General features: G+C 70.3%; 16 protein-coding genes and 1 pseudogene. 5 read left to right on the plus strand and 12 right to left on the minus strand.

All coding sequences use genetic code 11. The annotated features are described in order from the left end of the window. The first annotated feature begins 454 nt into the window (after positions 1–454). Complete coding sequence (locus ACLJQ7_RS28690) at positions 455–1,315, plus strand: dienelactone hydrolase family protein (RefSeq protein ID WP_410651262.1); 861 nt, start codon at positions 455–457, stop codon at positions 1,313–1,315. A gap of 36 nt (positions 1,316–1,351) precedes the next feature. Here ACLJQ7_RS28690 and ACLJQ7_RS28695 read toward each other — a convergent pair whose 3' ends face one another. Then, positions 1,352–3,622, minus strand: coding sequence for an ATP-binding protein (locus ACLJQ7_RS28695; protein ID WP_410651263.1), 2,271 nt, complete (start codon positions 3,620–3,622; stop codon positions 1,352–1,354). A gap of 52 nt (positions 3,623–3,674) precedes the next feature. Next, positions 3,675–4,145 carry a cupin domain-containing protein gene (locus ACLJQ7_RS28700; RefSeq protein WP_410651264.1) on the minus strand — a complete coding sequence of 157 codons (471 nt, stop codon included), beginning with the start codon at positions 4,143–4,145 and terminating at the stop codon, positions 3,675–3,677. A 78-nt stretch (positions 4,146–4,223) separates the two neighbouring features. Here ACLJQ7_RS28700 and ACLJQ7_RS28705 point away from each other — a divergent pair, with 78 nt between their 5' ends. Next, positions 4,224–4,673, plus strand: coding sequence for a MarR family winged helix-turn-helix transcriptional regulator (locus ACLJQ7_RS28705; protein WP_410651265.1), 450 nt, complete (start codon positions 4,224–4,226; stop codon positions 4,671–4,673). On the opposite strand, the gene ACLJQ7_RS28710 is transcribed toward ACLJQ7_RS28705, so the two are convergent. Further along, positions 4,667–5,632 carry an AraC family transcriptional regulator gene (locus ACLJQ7_RS28710; protein ID WP_410651266.1) on the minus strand — a complete coding sequence of 322 codons (966 nt, stop codon included), beginning with the start codon at positions 5,630–5,632 and terminating at the stop codon, positions 4,667–4,669. The two genes, ACLJQ7_RS28705 and ACLJQ7_RS28710, sit on opposite strands and share 7 nt — an antisense overlap. Before the next feature lie 134 nt (positions 5,633–5,766). Between ACLJQ7_RS28710 and ACLJQ7_RS28715 the strand changes: the two genes are divergently transcribed. Beyond that, positions 5,767–6,882, plus strand: a complete 1,116-nt coding sequence (locus ACLJQ7_RS28715) for an FAD-dependent monooxygenase (protein ID WP_410651267.1) — start codon at positions 5,767–5,769, stop codon at positions 6,880–6,882. A 35-nt stretch (positions 6,883–6,917) separates the two neighbouring features. After that, complete coding sequence (locus ACLJQ7_RS28720; RefSeq protein ID WP_410651268.1) at positions 6,918–7,535, plus strand: carbonic anhydrase; 618 nt, start codon at positions 6,918–6,920, stop codon at positions 7,533–7,535. Here the strand turns inward: ACLJQ7_RS28720 and chrA are convergent. Genes chrA through ACLJQ7_RS28735 form a run of 3 tightly spaced genes read right to left on the minus strand, consistent with a single transcriptional unit; the run spans position 7,532 to position 9,674 of the window. After that, complete coding sequence (chrA, locus tag ACLJQ7_RS28725; protein ID WP_410651269.1) at positions 7,532–8,752, minus strand: chromate efflux transporter; 1,221 nt, start codon at positions 8,750–8,752, stop codon at positions 7,532–7,534. The genes ACLJQ7_RS28720 and chrA overlap by 4 nt on opposite strands. After that, positions 8,731–8,889: a hypothetical protein gene (locus ACLJQ7_RS28730; RefSeq protein ID WP_410651270.1), complete on the minus strand. Its 159-nt coding sequence runs from the start codon at positions 8,887–8,889 to the stop codon at positions 8,731–8,733. The genes chrA and ACLJQ7_RS28730 overlap by 22 nt, the downstream gene beginning before the upstream one ends. Then, positions 8,886–9,674: an ArsR family transcriptional regulator gene (locus tag ACLJQ7_RS28735; RefSeq protein ID WP_410651271.1), complete on the minus strand. Its 789-nt coding sequence runs from the start codon at positions 9,672–9,674 to the stop codon at positions 8,886–8,888. The genes ACLJQ7_RS28730 and ACLJQ7_RS28735 overlap by 4 nt, the downstream gene beginning before the upstream one ends. A gap of 84 nt (positions 9,675–9,758) precedes the next feature. Between ACLJQ7_RS28735 and ACLJQ7_RS28740 the strand changes: the two genes are divergently transcribed. Beyond that, positions 9,759–9,983 (plus strand): three-helix bundle dimerization domain-containing protein, encoded by a 225-nt coding sequence (locus ACLJQ7_RS28740; protein WP_410651272.1) that lies wholly within the window; start codon positions 9,759–9,761, stop codon positions 9,981–9,983. A gap of 217 nt (positions 9,984–10,200) precedes the next feature. Here the strand turns inward: ACLJQ7_RS28740 and ACLJQ7_RS28745 are convergent. The 6 genes and pseudogenes from ACLJQ7_RS28745 to ACLJQ7_RS28770 form a co-directional block, all read right to left on the minus strand. Continuing rightward, positions 10,201–10,404, minus strand: a pseudogene (locus ACLJQ7_RS28745) (DUF6223 family protein); the annotation flags it as partial. 121 nt (positions 10,405–10,525) lie between these two features. Continuing rightward, complete coding sequence (locus ACLJQ7_RS28750) at positions 10,526–13,852, minus strand: serine hydrolase (protein ID WP_410651273.1); 3,327 nt, start codon at positions 13,850–13,852, stop codon at positions 10,526–10,528. Next, positions 13,849–14,832, minus strand: coding sequence for an ABC transporter ATP-binding protein (locus ACLJQ7_RS28755; protein WP_410651274.1), 984 nt, complete (start codon positions 14,830–14,832; stop codon positions 13,849–13,851). Before ACLJQ7_RS28755 ends, ACLJQ7_RS28750 begins: the two co-directional genes overlap by 4 nt. Next, a complete protein-coding gene (locus ACLJQ7_RS28760; protein ID WP_410651275.1) occupies positions 14,829–16,730 on the minus strand; it encodes a dipeptide/oligopeptide/nickel ABC transporter permease/ATP-binding protein in 1,902 nt (633 codons plus the stop codon). Before ACLJQ7_RS28760 ends, ACLJQ7_RS28755 begins: the two co-directional genes overlap by 4 nt. Position 16,731: 1 nt before the next feature. Further along, the gene (locus tag ACLJQ7_RS28765; protein ID WP_410651276.1) at positions 16,732–17,712 is read right to left on the minus strand and encodes an ABC transporter permease; all 981 of its coding nucleotides are present in this window, start codon (positions 17,710–17,712) and stop codon (positions 16,732–16,734) included. Beyond that, positions 17,712–19,310, minus strand: coding sequence for an ABC transporter substrate-binding protein (locus ACLJQ7_RS28770; protein WP_410651278.1), 1,599 nt, complete (start codon positions 19,308–19,310; stop codon positions 17,712–17,714). Before ACLJQ7_RS28770 ends, ACLJQ7_RS28765 begins: the two co-directional genes overlap by 1 nt. Positions 19,311–19,317: the final 7 nt, after the last annotated feature.

Genomic DNA, 19,317 nt, shown 5'->3' on the forward strand with positions numbered 1-19,317 from the left:
GTTGCGAAAGTGGCTTTCACAACACCCCCCGGGACGAACGACCACAGCCTGAGGCGCACAGCCCCACGAGCAGGTTGCGAAAGTGGCTTTTGCCCCCCGGCCGAACCACCACAGCCCGAGACCCACAGCCCCACGAACCCGGGTTGCGAAAGCCACTCTCGCAACGTTGAAGGTTGCGAAAGTGGCTTTCACAACACCCCCGGGACGAACGACCACAGCCTGAGGCGCACAGCCCCACGAGCGGGTTGCGAAAGTGGCTTTCGCAACACCCCCGGGACGAACCACCACACCCCCACGACCAGGACAGATCTCACTGGTCACAACCACCGAATCCACCTCGACGTGACAATTTTCCGGCCCTCAGTAGTTTCCACGACGCGCATCTCCCCGGAGTCCCGCTATACCTGGGAATCCGTTCCGGCCTCGGAGCGGTTCTTCCGAGAGGAAATGCGCAATGAAGCGTGGATCACAGTGGGGCGCCGCGGTTCTCAGTGCGGTGACCGCACTTCTCGTGGCGGCGGTTCCGGCCGCCGCCGAGGAGAGTCCTCATGCCCGCGGCCCGGCACCGACGAAGGCCAGTATCGAAGCGGACCGTGGCACGTTCCAGACCGCCACCGAGAAAGTCCCCGCCGGACAAGGTTTCGGAGGCGGGACGATCCATTACCCGACCGCCACCGGCCAGGGCACGTTCGGCGCGATCGCGATCGCGCCCGGCTTCCTGGAGTCGGAGGCGGCGATCTCCTGGTACGGCCCGCGGCTGGCGTCCCAGGGTTTCGTCGTCATCACGTTCTCGACCAACAGCGCCTGGGACACCCCGGACAGGCGCTCCGACCAGCTGCTCGCGGCGCTGCGTTACGTCACCGATTCGAGTCAGGCCAAGAGCCGCGTCGACCCGGGCAGGCTGGCCGTCATGGGGCATTCGATGGGCGGCGGCGGAGCGTTGATCGCGTCGCAGAAGGCACCCACGTTGAAGGCGGCCATCCCGCTGACGGGCTGGAATCCGAACACGACGTTCTCCGACCTGAAGGTCCCCACCTTCGTCGTCAGTGCCCAGAACGACTTCATCGCCCCGGACGGCTCCCATTCCCGGCCGTTCTACCAAAGCCTTCCCGCCTCGCTCGACAAGGCGTACATGCTGCTGGCCGGTGCCGGCCACATGGCGCCCACGAATCCGAACGTGACCATCGCGAAGTACAGCCTTTCGTGGCTGAAACGCTTCGTGGACGAGGACACCAGGTACAACCAGTTCCTGTGCCCGCTTCCGGCGAACGACCCGAAGATCGCCGTGTACCAAGGAACCTGCCCGATCGACTGACGCCGGGCGTCTCGCGGCCGCTGTGTGCCCCGGAGGTCACAGCGGCCGCTGCTCGACCCAGACGGCCAGCTGGGTCCGGTTGACGAAGTCGAGCTTGTGCGAGATGTGCTGCAGATGCGTCTCCACCGTGCGCCGGGCGATGACCAGTCTCGCCGCGATCTCCCGGTTGCTCAGCCCGGCCGCGACCAGCCGCGCGATCTCCGATTCACGAGGCGTCAGCGGCGCGAGCACGGCCGGTTCGCCGACGGGTTCCGACGGCGGACCGCTCAGGGCGTCGTGCGGGTTCCGCCGCCGACCCTCGGCGAACGCGGCGTCGAACCGTCCCTCCCCCAAGGCGTCCCGCGTGGCCGCGTGGAACGTCCGATGGGTCAGGGTGACGGCCACGTCGGGCTCGGCACTGCAGCGCTCCCAAAGCGTGGCGGCGGTCCCGAACAGTTCCGCCGCACGGACCCAGTCCTCGCGGCGCGCGGCCACCCACGCGAGGCCGTCCACCCGGTAGGCCGCGGACAGGACGTCCGAGGCGCGAAGGTCGATCTCCAGCGCGGCACGGATGCACCGTTCCCCGTCATCGAGATCGCCGCCGTAACAGACTTCGGCGACCCCCAGCCCGAACAGGGCCATGGAGCGATACCGGTACTCCCCCGCGTCCTCGCACAGCCGCCGCATCGAGCCCAGCAGCGCCCGTGCTCCCGGGAGATCACCTCGGTAGGCCAGCGCGACCCCCTGGATGAACATCGGGTGCATCTGACGCCGGACGTCGCCTCGCTCACCGAAGATCCGCACGGCCTCCGCGGCACGGACCATGGTGTTCGGCTCGATCGACAACATCCTCACGAAGGCACTCGCGTGCGCGACGTAGGGAGCCGCGTCTTCGTCCTCGATCGCCTCGGCGTCGGCCAGCCGTCGCCGAGCAAGGGGCAAATCCGCGTGCAGCGCGGCGCACAAGGCCGCGATCGCCAGCCCCCTGGCCCGTCCTCGGGTCTCCGGCGGCGCCGCGTCGAGCGCGCGATCGATCCAGTCCCGCAGTTCCCAGGCCGCGCCGCGGGCCACCCAGTATTCGATCGTGCCGGTGGCCATCTCCAGCGCCACCGGGCTTTCACCGGGGGTGCGAAGCGACCACGACAACGCTTCGCGAATGTCGGCGTGGGCCGCCGTCAGGCGCTCGTAGGCCTCGTCCTGCTCCGGTCCGAACCAGGTGGCGGCGGCCTGTGCGATGAGCCGGGCATAGTGGTCACGGTGCTTCCTCGCCACGGCGAGCTCGTCGCCGGAACCGGCGAGCTGTCGTCCGCCGTATTCGCGGAGGAGCCGGAGCATCCGGTAGTGGACCTTGTCCGTGCCGTCGATCCGGGCCAGCACCGATTTGTCGACCAGACCGTCCACCGCGTCCAGTACGGCCAAGGAGTCCAGCCCGCCGTCCTCAATACAGACGTCCTCGACGCCGGACAGGTCGAACTGCCCGGCGAACACCGAACAGCGTGCCCAGACGATCCGCTCGTCCTCGGTGCAGAGGGAATGACTCCACTCGATGGTGGCGCGCAACGTCCGATGCCGCTCGACGGGCATCCGGAGACCGCTGGCCAGCATCCCCGAATTCTTCTCGACCCGCTCGGCGATCTGCGAGGGTGACAAGGCGCGGATCCGGGCCGCCGCCAGTTCGATCGCCAGCGGCAGTCCGTCGAGGCCACGGCAGAGGCGGACGACATCCGCGACGTTGCCTTCGGTGACCTCGAACGCGGGCAGGACGTTGGCGGCACGCTCCGCGAACAGCCGTACCGCGCCGAACGTGAGCGCCACTTCGGCCGTCCCGATCTCGCCATCGGGCACGGCCAAGGGCGGGATCGTCAGGACCTGCTCGCCGGCGAGCCCCAGGGAGCAGCGGCTGGTGGCCAGGACCACGAGATCCCGGCATTCGCGCAGCAACGCCGTCACCAGTTCCACGCTGCCGTCGCGGAGATGCTCGCAGTTGTCGAGCAGCAGCAACGACCGCCGGGGGCGCAGATATCCGACGACGGCGTCCAGGTCGGTACGCCCCGCCGTGTCGTGCAGGCCGAGGCTGTCGGCGACCGCACGTGGGACGAGGCGTTCGTCCCGCAGCTCCCCCAGCCCGGCGACCGCGACGCCGCCGGGGAAGTCCCGGGTGAGCGAACTGGCCACCTGGGCGGCCAACCGGGTCTTGCCCACCCCGCCGGCGCCGGTCAAGGTCACCAGGCGCCCCATGCCGAGCAGCCGCCGGACCTCGTTCTCGTCTTCCGCACGGCCGACGTAACTCGTCAGGGACCGCCTCCGGACCTCGCTGTCGCTCGTCATGTCTCATCACCCGCCGAACCGTCGGGCTCCATCGAATCATGCCTGCCGGGCGCTAGGCGCTGTGCTCGGCCCACTCCGGCGCGTCGACGAAGTGGACGTCGTACCGCTCGTGCAGGCGCTCGACCTCCTCCGGCGCGACGTTCCCGCGCAGGATCTCGGGCAGGACGCGGAAATAGCCGAACCGGTCGACGCCCGGCGCCAGCGTGATGAGGACGTCCGCGCCCTGCTCCGGCGGCGCGGCGAACGCGTGCCGCACGCCCGGCGGGATCACCACGTATCCTCCGCGCTCGACCGTGACCGTTTCCGCGCCCACCAGCATGCGTAGCGCTCCTTCCAGCACGTAGAAGGCTTCCGCGGATTTCTTGTGGTAGTGCGGTTTCGTGCCGGGTTCCCCGGCTCGGAGCGACAACCGGTTCGCGCCGAGAAACCCGTCCGTGTGCTCGCCGTCGGCCAGCAACCACAACGCGGGCTTCTCGACGACCTCCGCGTCCTTCTCCTGCATCACCCAGGCTTCGTGCGTCATCGCGTTCCCATCTAGTTGAAGTATTCAACCAAATCTAGGCCGAAGTGGTTGAAGTCGTCAACTGTTACGGTGTGTGCTGTGACCAACTGGCTCGACACGGAACAGCAGCGCGACTGGCGGGCGTTCATCGAAGGCTCCGTGCGCTTCATCGACCTGCTCGACCGGCGGCTGCGCGAAGAGCACGGCCTTTCCCTGGCCGAATACGAACTCCTGGTGCGGCTGTCCGAAGCCACCGGCCGGTCGATGCGCATGGCGGACCTGGCGAAATCGGCGTACTACTCGCGCAGCCGGCTGTCGCACCGCGTCGGCGGGCTGGAGACCCGCGGGCTGGTCCGGCGGGAGTCGACCGCCGATGACGGCCGTGGCGTGCGGGCCCGGCTCACCGACAAGGGACACGAGACCCTGGTCCGCGCGGCGCCGGACAACCTCCGCACCGTCCGCGAACACTTCGTCGACGTGATCGCGCCGGAAGACCTCCAGGCCGTCGGCCGCGCCATGCGCGCCGTCGCCGCGCGACTCGATCAGTGACGCGTCGCCGAAGGTAGCTCACCGAACCGCGCGCGGTACTCGCCCGCGAACCGGCCGAGATGGGTCATGCCCCAGCGGTGGGCTATGTCGCCGATCAGGTCGCCGGTCGTCAGGATGTCGTGGCGGATCCGATCCAGCCGGAGGTCGCGGACGTACCCCATCGGTGTCGTCCCGAGTTTCTCCCGGAACGCGTCGCCGATCGTCCGCGCCCCGCACCCGGCCGCCTGCGCGATCCGGCCGAGGGACATCGGCTCCGGCAGATTCGCTTCGATGTACGCCACGGCGGCGCGCAGCGCCCTGGGCTGCGGCGGCCGGGAAGCGCCTCGCAGCACGGCGGTGTGGGTATGCGGCTGGGCCAGCAGAAGCGCGGTCACGACGCATCGCACCTGATTCCGCCGCAGTTCCTCCCGCTGGAAAAGCGGATCAGCCGAGTCGAGTTGTGCGATCAAGGAGCCGATCAGCAGTCTCACCGTCCTCCCCCGCGGCCCGGACAGGTCCAGGGGAAGGTCGAACCGCACGGCGGAACCGGTCGGGCGCCCGGCGAGCGCCGCGAGTTCACGCTGGACCAGTCCGGCGTCGATGCGCAGGGCCAGGAATTTCGTCCCCGGCCCGTTCGGGCGTAGCTCCTGGACGTCGCCCGGGTTGACCACCCCGGCCTTCGTCCGGCAGAGGACGGCTTGACGGCCGTCACGGCTCGCGGAGATCTCCCCGGCCAGCCCCAGATTGACGAAGTACGAGTCCCCGCCGGGCACCGGGCCGACCCGCACCGCGAGCGAGGAGGCGAAGTAACCGACCGCGAAATCCTCCGCGACGACGCCGCGTACCTCGTGCTCGCCGCCGTCGAAGGGGCCGAGAGGGCTGGTGGCGACCGCCCCGCCGAAGAGCCGGGCCGCGGAGTGGAGCAGGTTCACCGGATTTCCGGACTTCGTGAGGACGAAGTCGCGGAGCGGGCTCGACAACGCCGATCACCTCCTTGTCGACGAGTCGATCATGTCACCGATCGCTCGCCGGATCCGGACAACGGCCGCCGGAACCGGACAGGACGGCCCGGGCGACCGGCCTAACTTGGGCGCATACAACGGCTTGGAGGGTCATGGACGGCACCTGTTCGGCATTGATCACCGGCGCGGGGATCGCGGGTTTGACGGCGGCGAGCGCGCTGGCGCGGCGAGGCTGGCGGGTCGAGGTCATCGAGGCGGGCGGCGAGGCCGCCACCACCGGCTGGGGGCTCAGCCTGACCGGCCCGTCGCTTCGGGCACTCGACGCGCTGGGGCTGGCCGACCGGTGCCTCGCCCGCGGGTACGGCATGAGCGTGATCACCAACGTGGACCTGGAGGGAGCGGAGACCACGATCGGTCTCCCGCGCCTGATCGGCCGCGATCGTCCGGCCATGGCGGGGATCGCGCGCCCGGAACTGCATCGGATCCTGCGCGCGGAGGCTCTGCGGCTCGGCGTCCGAATCCACTATGGACTCAGTGTTTCCCGCCTGCTCCCGGGAAACGGAGGGGCACAAGCCGAACTGACCGACTCGACGACGCGAACCGCCGACCTGCTCGTCGGCGCCGACGGCATCCGGTCCACCGTCCGCGACCTCCTCGGCCGCTCCGCCCCGATCCGGTACCACGGCCAGATGGTGTGGCGGGCGCTCGTGCCCCGCCCGGGCTGGGCCACCGGCATCCACACCTTCGCCGGTAGCCGCCATCAGACCGGCGTCGTGCCGATCTCGGCGAGCCGCGCCTACGTCTTCCTCACCGAGAACGGGGTGCGACCGGACGTGCTCCCGGACGCCGTCCTCGCCCCGCGGATGGCGGAACTGCTGGCACCGTTCACCGGCCGCGTCGCCGAGATCCGGCCTCACGTGGCACGGTCCGGTTCGATCGTTCGCCGTCCCGTGCAGACCGCCTTCGTCGACGCGCCGTGGTCCGACGGGCCAAGCGTCCTCATCGGCGACGCCGCGCACGCTCCCTCACCGCAGCTGGCCAGTGGGGCCGCGCTCGCCATCGAGGACGGCGTGATCCTGGCCGAAGAACTGGATCGCCGTCAGGACATCCGGAAGGCGCTGGAGGCCTTTGTGGATCGGCGCCGGGAACGCTGCGAGCTCCTGGTCGAGACCTCGGTCACGATCGCCGCCCTCGAGCAGGCGCAGCGGCATCGGGACGCGTATCCGCTCATCGAGGCATGTCACCGGCGGATGGCGCGACCGGCGTGATGCCCGTCGTGGTGGCACCAGGTAATGTCCCGATCATGAGCGACGCGCCGCCGACCCCTTCCGAGGCCTTCGACCTTCTGCTCTCCGGTAACCGGCGCTTCGTCGCCGGAACCCCGGAACACCCGAACCAGGACGCGGTACGCCGCACCGAAACGGCTCCCCAGCAGAGCCCGTTCGCCGTCCTCTTCGGCTGTTCCGACTCGCGACTGGCCGCCGAGATCATCTTCGACCGCGGGCTGGGTGACCTGTTCGTCGTCCGCACCGCGGGCCATGTCGCCGGTTCCGAGGTGCTGGGCAGCATCGAGTACGCCGTCAGCATCCTCAAGGCTCCCCTGGTCGTCGTCCTCGGCCACGACTCCTGTGGCGCCGTCGCCGCGACCCGCGCGGCGCTGACCGACGGACTCGGCACCAACAGCTTCGTCCGCGACGTCATCGAGCGGGTCACCCCGAGTGTCCTCGCCGCCCAGGCCGCCGGGCTCACCGACAACGACGACATCATCGACGAGCACATCCGCCACACCGTCGACCTCCTCGTCGACCGCTCCCGGCTGCTCGCCGACAAGATCGAGGCCGGCGAGACCGCCGTCGCCGGGCTGTCGTATCACCTGGCCGACGGCAACGCGCGCGTCGTCACCACCCGCGGGTTGAGCTAGCTCGGCAGGAGCGCTCCGGCGAGTGCGAGAACGGTTCCGGCACCGGCCGCGACCAGGATCGTGGTCACCACTCCACGCCTGAACACGAACAGCAGGACCCCGGCACCGGCGAGTACGGCGTACTGCCATGCCTGGGTCAGGCTGAGCGCGAGCGGGATCGCCGAGCCGAGGATGGCGCCGACGGCGGCCGGGCCGGCGCCGTCGAGGAACGCCCGCACGTTCGGGTTGCCGCGTAGCCGGTCGAAGTGCTTGGCACCGAAGAGAATGAAGAGGAACGACGGGGTGAAGGCGACCAGCGAGGCAAGGATGCCGCCGGCGAGCCCTGCCGCCGCGTAGCCGACGACGGCGACGGTCTGCACGACCGGCCCCGGGGTGACCTGGCCGAGCGCGACCGCGTTGAGGAACTCCCCCGCGGTCATCCAGCCGTAGGTGTTCACCGCGTCGTCCTGCATGAGCGGGATGATCACGAAACCGCCGCCGTAGGACAGCATCCCCACCTTGAGCGACACCCACGCCACCGACGCGAACACACCGGCGCCCGCGGCCGCGGCGGCCCAGGATTGGACGGGGACGGCGAACAGGGCGGCGGTGGACTCGCCGCGGCGTGCGCGGTTCACGCTCAGCTCGATCAGGCCGCAGCCCAGCAGGACGAGCACCAGCCACGGACCGACCAAGGCGGCCGACGCGACACCCGCGACGACATACAGCGCCCAGCGCACGCGCCCCGTGGCGGCCGCGCGCCGCCATCCCGCCGGGATCAGGCCGACGCCCGCGTGCACCGCGACGGCGGCGACCGCCGCACCCGCTCCCGCACCGGCGCCACGGACCCACGCGGGCGGCGATCCGGTGAGGAACAGCGCGGCCAGCGCCAAGATCACGATGAGGCCGGGGACGATGAACGCCGCGCCGCCGACCAGTGCCCCCACGCGGCCGCGCACCCGCCACGCGGTGAAGATCGCCAGCTGGGTCGACGCCGGGCCGGGCAGCAGGTTGCAGGCGGCGATCGCGTCCTCGAACTCCTGATCCGACAGCCAGCCCCGGCGCTGCACGCACAACTTGCGGAGCAGGGCGATATGGGTGGGCGGGCCACCGAAACCGACGCAGCCGATCCGGCCCCATTCGCGCAGGACGGTTCCCAGGCCGGCGTCCTGAGTGGAGCTGAGCGGCATCACGGGCTCCTGCTCGTCGTGCCGCGTCACCGGGCGGCGGGCTGGCACAGCTCGACACCGCGGAACCGGGCGCTCGCCGAACTCGCCGGGCCACTGAGCGGCAGCCGGAGATTCCCGGACGCGGGCACCGCACCGGAGCGGACGGTGAAACCCAGGTACCGCACACTCACCAGGTCCGAAGTCATGTCCTCTTCACCTCATCGTTCGGGTTCTTCACCCCGAGCCGGGCGGTCAGGAACCCGATCCGGCGGTCCAGTTCGGCGGCGAGGCGGCGGAACGCCGGATAGGTCTCGCCCGCGTCGTCGATCTCCCGCGCCGGGTCCGGCAGACTCCAATGGACGACGCGCGGATGGCCGGGGAATTCCGGGCAGACCTCGCGGACCCGGTCGCAAAGGCTGATCACCCAATGGAATCGCCGGTGCCGGAGACCGTCCACATGGGACGGTTCGTGGGTCAGGACGATACCGCGTTCGGCCATGGCGCGCACGGCGTCCGGATGCAGCGGTTTCGGACGGCTGCCCGCGCTGGCCACCTCGACCATCGAACCGGCCCGGTGCCGCAGCAGCGCCTCGGCCATCGGCGACCGTCCACTGTTGCCGGTGCACACGAACAGCACCTTGAGCCGGGAACCGGTGCTCCTCCCGTCCGCCGGGTTCGGCACGAGCGCGGGATGCAGCGAACTCCCCGCCTCGGCGAGCGCGTCCGCGCACTGCCCCAGGTCCAGGTGATAGTAGGTGTCACGCCCGTCGAAACTGCTTCTCCGTGCCGTGACCAGCTCCGCGGCCCGCAGCTTGCGCAGGTGGTAGGACACCAGGTTCTGCGGCTGCCCGACCAGTTCCACCAGCTCGCGCACCCGGCGGTCGCCGTGGGACAGCTCGCGCAGCAGCCGCCAGCGCAGCGGATCACTCGCCAGCCGTACGAACGGCGGCGGCTCGGACATCTCGACGGTCGCCACGCGCCGAAGATACATCAATACAGGTTGATGGATCTAGACCTCGGCGCACTGCGACCGTTATCGTCGTTCGGTGCCGTCTCCCGAGATCGTGGAGTAGTCATGACCGCAGACCCGCCACACCTGCCACCCAGCGACGAAAACCTCGAGAAACTGGTCGACGCGCTGACCGAGCGCTTCCCCGCCCGCCGCGAGGAGGTCGAAGCGATCGTCCACCGGCATTTCACCGAACTCAGTTCCCACGCCCCGGTGGACGCCTATCTCCTCCAGCTGACCGAAGGCAAGGCCGCGGACGAACTTCGCGCCCGCTACCCGGCGCATCACTGACGCTTTCGTTCACCTGAGTACCTGAAGGACCCCTTCACCTACTGGGCGAGGGGTGAAGGTCGAGTTTCCTCGGCTGAGCCGAGGGAAGGGGGCCTTCACGCGCACCTGCTGAAACTGCTGGGGTCGCGGTGGCGATCGCGTAGTCCGTGAAGGCCTCCTTGAGGGACCCAGAGTCCCTCAAGGAGGCCTTCACGGACTAACTGTCCCTTGTGGACGGTCAGGCCACGCGGCGGGCGCGCGACAGGGCCAGCCATCCGAGGATCGCGGCGAGCAACCCGATCACCAGGGCGATGTACCCGCCGACGATTCCGTAGCCGGTGCCGGGGCCACCCGCGGCGGCGGCAACGACGTAACCGCCGCCCGCCATGCCGAGGAGCCCCACCGCGAGCGCCACGAAGGCCCCGCGCCGGGTGTTGCCGGCCTTCTGGGGATTACCCTCTTTCGCCTCGATTCATGTACGCGGCCGTCCGAGCGCGTGAAGGCCTCCTTCCCCCGGCTGAGCCGAGGGAAGGAGGCCTTCACGCGCTTCCCGGCGCGGCCGGCTAGGAAGTCTTCGGCGTCGCGCGTACGCCGTAGTGCATGTACTGCTCCCCGGTCGGCAGCGTGTAGAAGGTGACCGGCATCCAAGTCCGCGTCCCTGGCTCGCGGCAGACGAACAGCGAATCGGTCACCGGGACCAGGTCGAACTCCTGCGTCTTCTCCGCCAGGAGTTCGGCGAGCGGTCCGGTGGCGGTCTGCCGCAGCCGTAGTCCCGCCCCCTCCCCCGCCGCCAGCACGTCCATCCGCGCACCCGCCCGTTCGTAGCCGCCCACATGCCTCGATCCGTCGACGGTGACGGGAGTCGCGGGCGGTTCGAGCGGCCGGGGCATCGCGACGTCGGCGAGTTCGGCGACGATCTCCCGGTACAGCTCCACGTAGAGGTCCCGGGTGTTGCCCCCGTTGGTGAGCAGGGTGATGGCGAGCCCCTGACCGGGCAGGAGCCGGAGGAACGCCGACTGGCCGATCGTGTTGCCGTCGTGGCCGAGCACGCGCTGCCCGCCCCAGGTGTCGCGGATCCAGCCGAGCCCCCAGGAGTCGCCGAGCGAGTGCTTGTCGGGGATATCGGTCTGTTTCTCGGCCATCGCGGTGGCCGAGTCCGTCGTCAGGATCCGTTCCCCCGCCGGGGTCAGCCCGCCGGTGAGGTGCAGCCGCGCGAAGCCGAGCACGTCCTTCGCGGTGGCGGTGATCAGGCCGGCGGGCCCCATGCTCCGAGGCAGTCCCCAGATCGGTGCGGGCGCCGGATCCTCGTCTCCGTTGGCCACGTGACCGACGGCCGCCCGGAAGAGCAATGCCTCCTCGGGCAGGGTCACGGTGTGGGTGAGACCGAGCGGGGCGAACAGTTTCTCCCGCATCGCCGCGTCCCAGGTCAGCCCGGTGAGCTTCTCGATCACCCGGCCCATGACCACGAAACCCGAGTTGCAGTAGGAGAAAGTCTCGCCGAGCGGATGGTTCTGCGCGGCCTGGTCGAGGACTTCGACGTAGCGTTCGAGACAGTCGTCGCCGCGGCCGGTATCGGTGAAGACGTCGCCGTCGATACCGCTGGTGTGCGTCAGCAGATGACGCATGGTGACCTTCCCGGCCACACCGGGATCGGCCAGCCGCAATTCCGGCAGAACGTCCGCGATCGGCGCGTCCAGTTCGAGGAGGCCCTCGTCGACCAGCCGCATCACCACGGTCGCGGTCCACACCTTGGAGATCGAGCCGATCTGGAACACCGAGTCGTCGGTGACCTCGACGCCGGTCTTCGTGTTCAGCACGCCGTAGGACGCGAGCACCTCAGCGTCTTCCACGCCATCACCGATCCGCGTGATGCCGAGCGCCGCCCCGGGAACGCGGTGCTTGCGGGCCAGCTCGGCCAGCCGTCGCCGCCAGTGCGCGGCCTCGATCGGCACCCGTGAAGGTCCGTCGGCGGGCGCCGTGTACTGCTCGACCCAGCCGAGGACACGCCGGGTGAAGTCGAGCCGGTGCGACGGCGGCCCGTCGAGGATGAACAGGTGCGAAGCGTCCGGGTACAGCACCAGCCGGGACGGGACGCCCCGCGCGCGCAGGGCGCCGAACCACTGCTCGGCCTGGCCGACCGGGCACCGGTCGTCGTTCGCGCCCTGGATGACGAGCGTGGGTGTTCGTACCCGCTCGACCTGCGCGAACGGCGAGAACCGCTCGATGGCTTTGTCCCACGCCGGACCGCCGAGTTCACCGACGGCCAGGTAGTGCCCGGCGTCGGACGTGCCACCCATACTGGTCAGGTCGCTGACCACGCCACCGGCGACGGCGGCCGCGAACCGGTTGTCGCGGCTGGTCAGGTAGCAGGTCATGAAACCGCCGTAGCTGTAACCCGCCACCGCCAGCCGATCCGCGTCGGCGATCCCTTCGGCGACAAGGTGATCCAAGGGCTCCAGGAAGTCGGCCGCGTCGGCGACGCCCCAGCCGCCGACGGCGGCAGTGTAGAAGTCCTCGCCGTAACCGTCGCTGCCCCGCGGGTTGATCAGCAGCACCGCCCAGCCTCGCGCGACGAGTGCCTGGTGATAGAGATGGATCGAGTCGGCCGCGCCGTTCCAGGCGTTGTGCGGGCCGCCGTGGATGTCGAGCAGCAGCGGCGCGGCGCCGGACCGCGCCGGGTCCCGCAGCAGCCAGCCGTGGACGACGGTGCCGTCGCCGATGGTGAATTCCCGTTCCTCGTGGCGGAAAAGCTCGACCTCGGCCACGGAGGCGCCGTGCTCGGTGCGCATGTCGACGGCGCCGGTGACCCGGTCGACGACGGCGATCTCGCCGTACGAATCGCCCGTCGCCAGGACGACCACGACCCGCCCGGCCGCGATGTCCATTCCGGACACCACGCGATCCGCGCCCGCCAGTACCGCACGCGCGCCCTCACCGTCCACTTCGTACAGATGGGTGCAGCCGCGGTCCCGGACACCGAAGAGCACGGCTCCGTCCTCCGTCACCTGGGGCAGGGCTCCCGGGTAGCCGGGGCCGCCGGGCATCACGTTGCGGTCCAGGGACGTGGTCAGCTCGACCGGATCCCCGCCGTCGAGCGGAACACGCCACAACCCGAGATGACCGACCTCGGTGTCGGCCCGGCCGACCACCAGCAGCGCGCCTCCGTCGGCGGTCCAGCCGACCGTGCCCGCCATGCCCTCACCGGAACCGATCAGTTGCGGCTCGGCGGTTCTGGCGGTCACGTCGAGCACGTACGCACCGGAGCGGAAGGTCAGATCGGCGTCGCCGTCCTGACCGGACGAGAAGGCGAGGTGCGTACCGTCGGGCGACCAGGCCGGATCACTGGCGTGCCAGTCGCCGAAGGTGACCTGCCGGACTTCGCGCGTGGCGACGTCGAGGACATGCAGATGCTTGCGGATGGTCTTGATCAGCCCGGCGCCGTCGGCCTTGAAGTCCAGCCGGTCGGCCACCACCGGCGCGTTCGGCGCGGCTTCCCCGCCGGCCAGGTCGACCGCGGCCGAGAAGGCGATCTTGCCGCCGTCCGGGCTCCAGACCGGCGCACCCGCCCCGAGCGGGAGTTCGGTGATCTGCTCGGCCTCCCCGCCCGACGACGGCAGGAACCACACCTGCGGCGGTCCGTCCTGGGCACGGAGAAACGCGACGCGCGTGCCGTCCGGCGCCCATTTCGGGGCCAGGTCGGCGGTTCCGCGGGTGAGTGGCCGGGCTTCGCCGGTGGTCGCGCCGACCTCCCAGAGCGCGTGCACGGTCCGGTCCTCGTCACGGTCGGCGGTGCGCAGGACATAGACGATCCGGTCACCGTCCGGGGACAGCGAAGGCTGGCTGGGGACGGCGATGTCGTACAGGTCGTCGAGACCGAGACGTCGGGTCATGATGCGTTTGCTCCTCTGGGGATCGTGAGCTCGTTTTCGCTGAAGTGGCAGGCCGCCGAGTGACGCCGGTGTGCCGCGCCGTCGGCGGGATCCACGTGGAGGCAGCGGTCGCGGTCGGCGCGCACGAGCGGGCCGACCGGGCAGCGCGGGTGGTAACGGCATCCGCCGGGCGGATGGTGCGGGTCGGCGGGTTCAGCATCGGCGGTCGCCTCGTCCGAGCCCGTGCCGAGCAGCGAGGTGGTCGCCGACGGCGCCGCGGCGAGCAGGTCACGCGTGTACGGATGCCGCGGATCGGTCAGCACCTGCTCGGCCGGGCCGACCTCGACGATCCGGCCGAGGTACATCACGGCGACGATGTCGCTGAGGTAGCGGATCACCGCGAGGTTGTGCGAGATGAACAGCATCGACAGGCCGAGCCGCCGTTGCACGGACCGGACGAGGTTGAGCACCGCGCCCTGCACCGAGACGTCGAGCGCGGAGGTGATCTCGTCCGCGATCAGCACCTCGGGCCGCCCGGCCAGCGCGCGGGCGAGCGCCACCCGTTGCCGCTGGCCGCCGGAAAGCCGCCCCGGCAGATGTCCGGCGCGTTCGGGGTCGAGGTTGACCAGCTCCAGCAGCCGGGCGACCTCGTCGCGACGTGCCGCGCGTCCGGGGAGGACGCCACGCGGGATCGCTTCGGTGATCGATTCCCCGATGCTCATCCGAGGGTCCAAAGAGGAATACGGATCCTGGAACACCATCTGCAACGGCGGGCGGCGGGGCAGCTCGCGGACGTCCACGCCACCCAGCAGGACCCGCCCGGCGCTGATCGGCGAGAGCCCGACAGCCGCGCGGGCCAGCGTCGACTTCCCCGATCCCGATTCGCCGACCAGCCCCACGACCTGTCCGGATGGGACGGTCAGCGCTACTCCGTCGACGGCGGTGAGCCCGCGCCTGCCGCCGTAGCGCACGCTCACCGCGTCGAAGACGAGATCGCTCACTCCGCACCTCCTGCGGTCACGGTTTCCTTGACGGGTGCGGAAAGCGGCGCCGGATACCAGCAAGCGACGCGATGCCCGGGCTCCACACGCTTCAGCGCCGGATCTTCGAGACGGCACCGATCGGTCACCGCCGGGCACCGGTCCGCGAAAGCACAGCCGGTGGGCACCCGATCGGGTTCCGGCGGGCGGCCGGGGATCACCGCGAGCGGCGCGTCGCGATCGGTCTCGAGGTCGAGTGTCGCGGCCAGCAAGGCCCGCGTGTACGGATGCCGCGGTGTCCCGGCGGTCGGCAGGTCCTCCACCACCCGGCCCGCGTACATGACCAGCATGCGTTCGCACGTCTGCGAAACGACCGCGATGTCGTGGCTGATCAGGATGATGGCGGTATCCCGTTCGGCCCTGGTCCGCGCCAGCAGGCGCAGCAGCTGCCGCTGCACGGTGACGTCCAGCGCCGTGGTCGGCTCGTCGGCGATGATGAGCTTCGGGTCGCCCATCAGGCCCATGCCGATCATCGCGCGCTGCCGCATCCCGCCGGAGAACTCGTGCGGATACTGCCGCGCACGCCGTTCGGCGGCGGGGATCCGCACCGCGCGCAACCGGTCCACCGCGCGCTCGAAGGCCTTGGCACGCGGGAGTCCCTGATGTTGTTCGGCGACTTCGGCCAGTTGGCGGCCGATCCGCCTGGTCGGGTTGAACGAGGTCATCGGGTCCTGGAAGACCATCGCCAGCGAGGTGCCGAGCAGGCCTCGCAACTCCCGTTCCGGGGTCGTCAGCACCGGTTTCCCGGCGAATTCGAGCTTGTCCGCGGTGACCACGGCCGGCGCTTCGACCAGCCGCGACACCGCCAGCCCGGTCAAGCTCTTGCCCGAGCCCGACTCGCCGACGACACCGATCGCCTCGCCGGCCCGGACGGTGAAACCCACCCCGCGCACCAAAACGGTCCAGCCCGCCGGATTCGGGAACGCGACCTGAAGGTTCTCCACGACCAGCACGGCGTCGTCGGGGGTCTCCCCGGCGTCGTCCCTGGCCGGAGTGACCGGCCGCGGTTGGAGTTTCCGCAACCCGGTGCGCACACCGATCACCCCGGCGACGGTCTCCCCCACCAGGTTGAAGGCGAGCCCCGCGAGGACGACCGCGACACCGGGCGCCAGCGCCGCCGCCGGGTTGACGTAGATGCCGTTGAGTCCTTCGCCGAGGATCCGCCCCCAGTCGTATTCCGGGGCCTGCACGCCGATGCCAAGGAAGGACAAACCGGCGAAGGCGAGCAGTGCCCCGCCGGCGCCGATGGTCGCGTTGACCACCAGCGGTTCGCCGATATTGGGCAGGATGTGCCGGAACAGCAACCGGATCCGGCCGACGCCGGAGATCCTGGCCGCCGCGACGAAATCCCGTCCGGCCACCGAAGCGGCCATCGTCTGCGCCAGCCGCGCGAACGCCGGCGCCAGCGCGAAACCGACCGCCAGCACCGCGCCCCGCGTTCCGACGCCGAAGATGACCGAGAAGAACAACACCAGCAGCAGCCCGGGGAAGGCGACCGCGATGTTGACCGCCGCGATCACCAACCTGGCGAGGGGACGCGGCAGCACCGAAGGCAGCGTGCCGAGCACGAGCCCGGTCACCACCCCGAGCGCGGTGGCGAGCAGCGCCAGCACGATCGACAACCTGGTCGCCACCAGCACGCGGTACAGGATGTCGCGGCCGAGGTCGTCGGTGCCCAGCCAGTGCGCGGCCGACGGTCCTTGGGCGATCGCGTTGGTGTCGATCTCGAAAGCCTGGTCCTGCCACAGGATCGGCGCCAGCACCGCGAGCACGATCACCAGTGCCAGCAGGGCGGCCGAACACGCGCCCAGCGGGGTGCGCAGCGCCCCGAGCCATTTCGCCCCGCGCGGATTCGCCATCTCAGTTCTCCCGGATCGTCGAACGCGGATCGAGGACGGCCAGCAGCACGTCCACCGTCAGGTTCACCAGCAGGACACCGATGCCGTAGACGAGCACGATTCCCTGGACCTGCGGATAGTCCTTCTGCAGGATCGACTGCGTGATGGTGGAACCGAGACCCGGCCAGGCGAACACGTTCTCCACCAGCACCGTCCCGGCGACCATCCCGGTCAGCATCAGCCCGCCCATGGTCAGGGTCGCGGTCAGCGCGTTCGGCAGCGCGTGCCGCAGGTAGACCAGCCGCGCGGGCAGGCGTTTCGCCCGCGCGGTGCGGATGAAGTCGTTGCCCAGCACGGAAAGCGTCTCCACCCGGACGATGCGGGAGAGGACCGACGCCGGACCGAGCGCCAGCGCGATCACCGGGAGCACGAGCGCGCCCGGTCCTTCGCTGCCCGCCACCGGGAACCAGCCGAGGCGGACCGCGAAGAACGCCACCAGCGCCACCGCGACCAGGAACTCCGGGATCGCGGCCAGCAGGACCGTCGTCGAGGTGAACGCCAGTTCCCCGCCACGACGACGGCCGCCCCTGGTCAGCACGGCGAACAGCAGGCCCAGCGGGATCGCGACCGCGATGACCGCCACGAAGGCGGGCAACGCCAGCTGCAGGGTCGCGGGGAGCCGGTCGCCGATGACGTCCGCGACCGGCACCCCGGTGGTCATCGACGTTCCCCAGTCGCCAGAGAAGAGACCGGCGAGGTAGTCGGCGTACTGCTTCCAGAGCGGGTCGTCGAGGCCGAGCGCGGCCCGCCGGGCGTTCACGAGCTCGGCGGGCGCGGTCAGCCCGAGCGCCGCGCGGACCGGGTCGCCGGGGATCAGCTGGATCATCAGGAACGCCGTGGTGACCAGCACCCACAGCGAGACCGCGAACCGGCCGAGGCGGCGGATCCCGAACGACAGCCAAGGACTGGTTCCCCGGCCCGCCGTCGCGACGGCGCTCGTCATCAGGAGTACATCCGGATCGACGACGGCAGGATCTGGCCCTGATTCATCTCGAACCGCGCACCGTTCGCGAAGGTCGGGATGGTCGAGTTCACGAACGGCACCACGTCGAGCCGTTCGAACAGCGCGGATTCGGCGGCCAGCCAGTCACCGCAGCCGGATTCGCCCGCCTGCGCCGACGCCTTGCCGGTGAGCTCGGTGTACCGGAGGTTCTCGATATGCCCGAAATTCGTGCCCTCCGGCGGTTTCGCGCCGGAGACGAACGGGACGGCCTGGCTGGGCAGGACGAAGCCCAGCGGCGCCAGCGACACCTCCCACTCACCGGTGCCGAACAACACCTGGCTGGTACCGGGACCGTCGACGGCCTTGATCACGGCGTCCACCCCGATGTTCTTCCACGACTGCAGGATCAGCTCCGCGGCCGAGACCATCGTCGGCCCGACCTGGGTGCCGTAGACGACGGTGAGCGCGAGCCGTTTGCCGTTCTTGGCCCGCACTCCGTCCGCGCCGGGCGTCCACCCCGCGGCGTCGAGCCCGGCCTTCGCGGCGGCGACGTCGAAGGCGGGCAGCTTGCCGTTGACCGAATCGCCCGGGCACGCCAAGGGTTCTCCGGTGACGAGTCCCTTGGCGGGCTGACCGGTGCCGGTGGTGAGCACCTTGCCGATCTGGCCGAAATCGAGCGCCTGGGTCAGCGCCCGGCGCACCGCCTGGTCCTGACCGGGCCTGCCGGGCGCCTGGTTGAAGAAGATCTCACCCATCGGCACGACGATGTCGGCGTGGAACAACTTCTGCGACCGCAGCCGCTGCTGGTCCTGTCCGGTCACCTGCGCCGCGCTGAGTTCCCCGGACAGCAGCAGATTCGCCGTCGTCGTCATGTTCGGCACGACGCGGAAGACCACTTTTTCGGGCAGTCCCGGCTGTTCGCTCTTCCAGTCACCGGGGCCCCAGGTGTAGTCCTTGCGCCGGGTGAGGGTGTAGTGGTCGTTCGGCACGAGCTCGGTCATGGTGAACATGCCGGTGCCGTGCTGTCCCTTCGCGACGGACGCCCGGTCCGCCAGTCCCTTGGCGCAGACGATCGGCACCCCCGCCACGTTGCGCAGCAGGAACGAATCCGGCGCCCCGCTGGTGACCGTGACGGTCCTGGCAGCGTCGTCGGCGACCGCTTTCGTGCCCGCCTTGACACTGACACCGGTCAGCGGGGACTTGGTCGCCGGATCGCCGACGTGGTTGATGTTCGCGGCCACGTCCCGCGCGGTCAGGGGTGAACCGTCCGCACACTTCACCCCGTCGCGCAGGGTGAAGTTCGCCGTGGTCGTCGTGGCCTCCCACTTCTCCGCCAGCCCCGCGACCGGTTTGCCCGCCGAGTCGAGGTTGATCAGGCCGTCGTAAAGGAACCGCCCGATCTGCCTGGCGATCGACAGCACGGTGACGGCGGGGTCGAGCGTCCCCGGATCGGTCGACAGGCCCAACGTGAAGTTCTTGCCGTCGGCCGGTTTCTGGTTCGCGGTCCGGTCCTCCCCGGATTGCGACGTCCCCCCGCACGCACTCACGGTCAAGGCCACCACGCCCGCCATGGCGGCGGTGAGCCGAGCTGTCTTCATGCGGTTC

This window comes from Amycolatopsis sp. cmx-4-54, from assembly GCF_046548895.1.
Classification (GTDB): domain Bacteria; phylum Actinomycetota; class Actinomycetes; order Mycobacteriales; family Pseudonocardiaceae; genus Amycolatopsis.

What these genes read in the sequence shown, in the direction of transcription:
- ACLJQ7_RS28695 (WP_410651263.1), bottom strand. Translation starts at nt 3,622, where the DNA reads ATGACGAGCGACAGCGAGGTCCGGAGGCGGTCCCTGACGAGTTACGTC.
- ACLJQ7_RS28690 (WP_410651262.1), top strand. Translation starts at nt 455, where the DNA reads ATGAAGCGTGGATCACAGTGGGGCGCCGCGGTTCTCAGTGCGGTGACC.
- ACLJQ7_RS28715 (WP_410651267.1), top strand. Translation starts at nt 5,767, where the DNA reads ATGGACGGCACCTGTTCGGCATTGATCACCGGCGCGGGGATCGCGGGT.
- ACLJQ7_RS28765 (WP_410651276.1), bottom strand. Translation starts at nt 17,712, where the DNA reads ATGACGAGCGCCGTCGCGACGGCGGGCCGGGGAACCAGTCCTTGGCTG.
- ACLJQ7_RS28700 (WP_410651264.1), bottom strand. Translation starts at nt 4,145, where the DNA reads ATGACGCACGAAGCCTGGGTGATGCAGGAGAAGGACGCGGAGGTCGTC.
- ACLJQ7_RS28750 (WP_410651273.1), bottom strand. Translation starts at nt 13,852, where the DNA reads ATGACCCGACGTCTCGGTCTCGACGACCTGTACGACATCGCCGTCCCC.
- ACLJQ7_RS28740 (WP_410651272.1), top strand. Translation starts at nt 9,759, where the DNA reads ATGACCGCAGACCCGCCACACCTGCCACCCAGCGACGAAAACCTCGAG.
- ACLJQ7_RS28730 (WP_410651270.1), bottom strand. Translation starts at nt 8,889, where the DNA reads ATGACTTCGGACCTGGTGAGTGTGCGGTACCTGGGTTTCACCGTCCGC.
- ACLJQ7_RS28760 (WP_410651275.1), bottom strand. Translation starts at nt 16,730, where the DNA reads ATGGCGAATCCGCGCGGGGCGAAATGGCTCGGGGCGCTGCGCACCCCG.
- ACLJQ7_RS28735 (WP_410651271.1), bottom strand. Translation starts at nt 9,674, where the DNA reads ATGTATCTTCGGCGCGTGGCGACCGTCGAGATGTCCGAGCCGCCGCCG.
- ACLJQ7_RS28770 (WP_410651278.1), bottom strand. Translation starts at nt 19,310, where the DNA reads ATGAAGACAGCTCGGCTCACCGCCGCCATGGCGGGCGTGGTGGCCTTG.
- ACLJQ7_RS28720 (WP_410651268.1), top strand. Translation starts at nt 6,918, where the DNA reads ATGAGCGACGCGCCGCCGACCCCTTCCGAGGCCTTCGACCTTCTGCTC.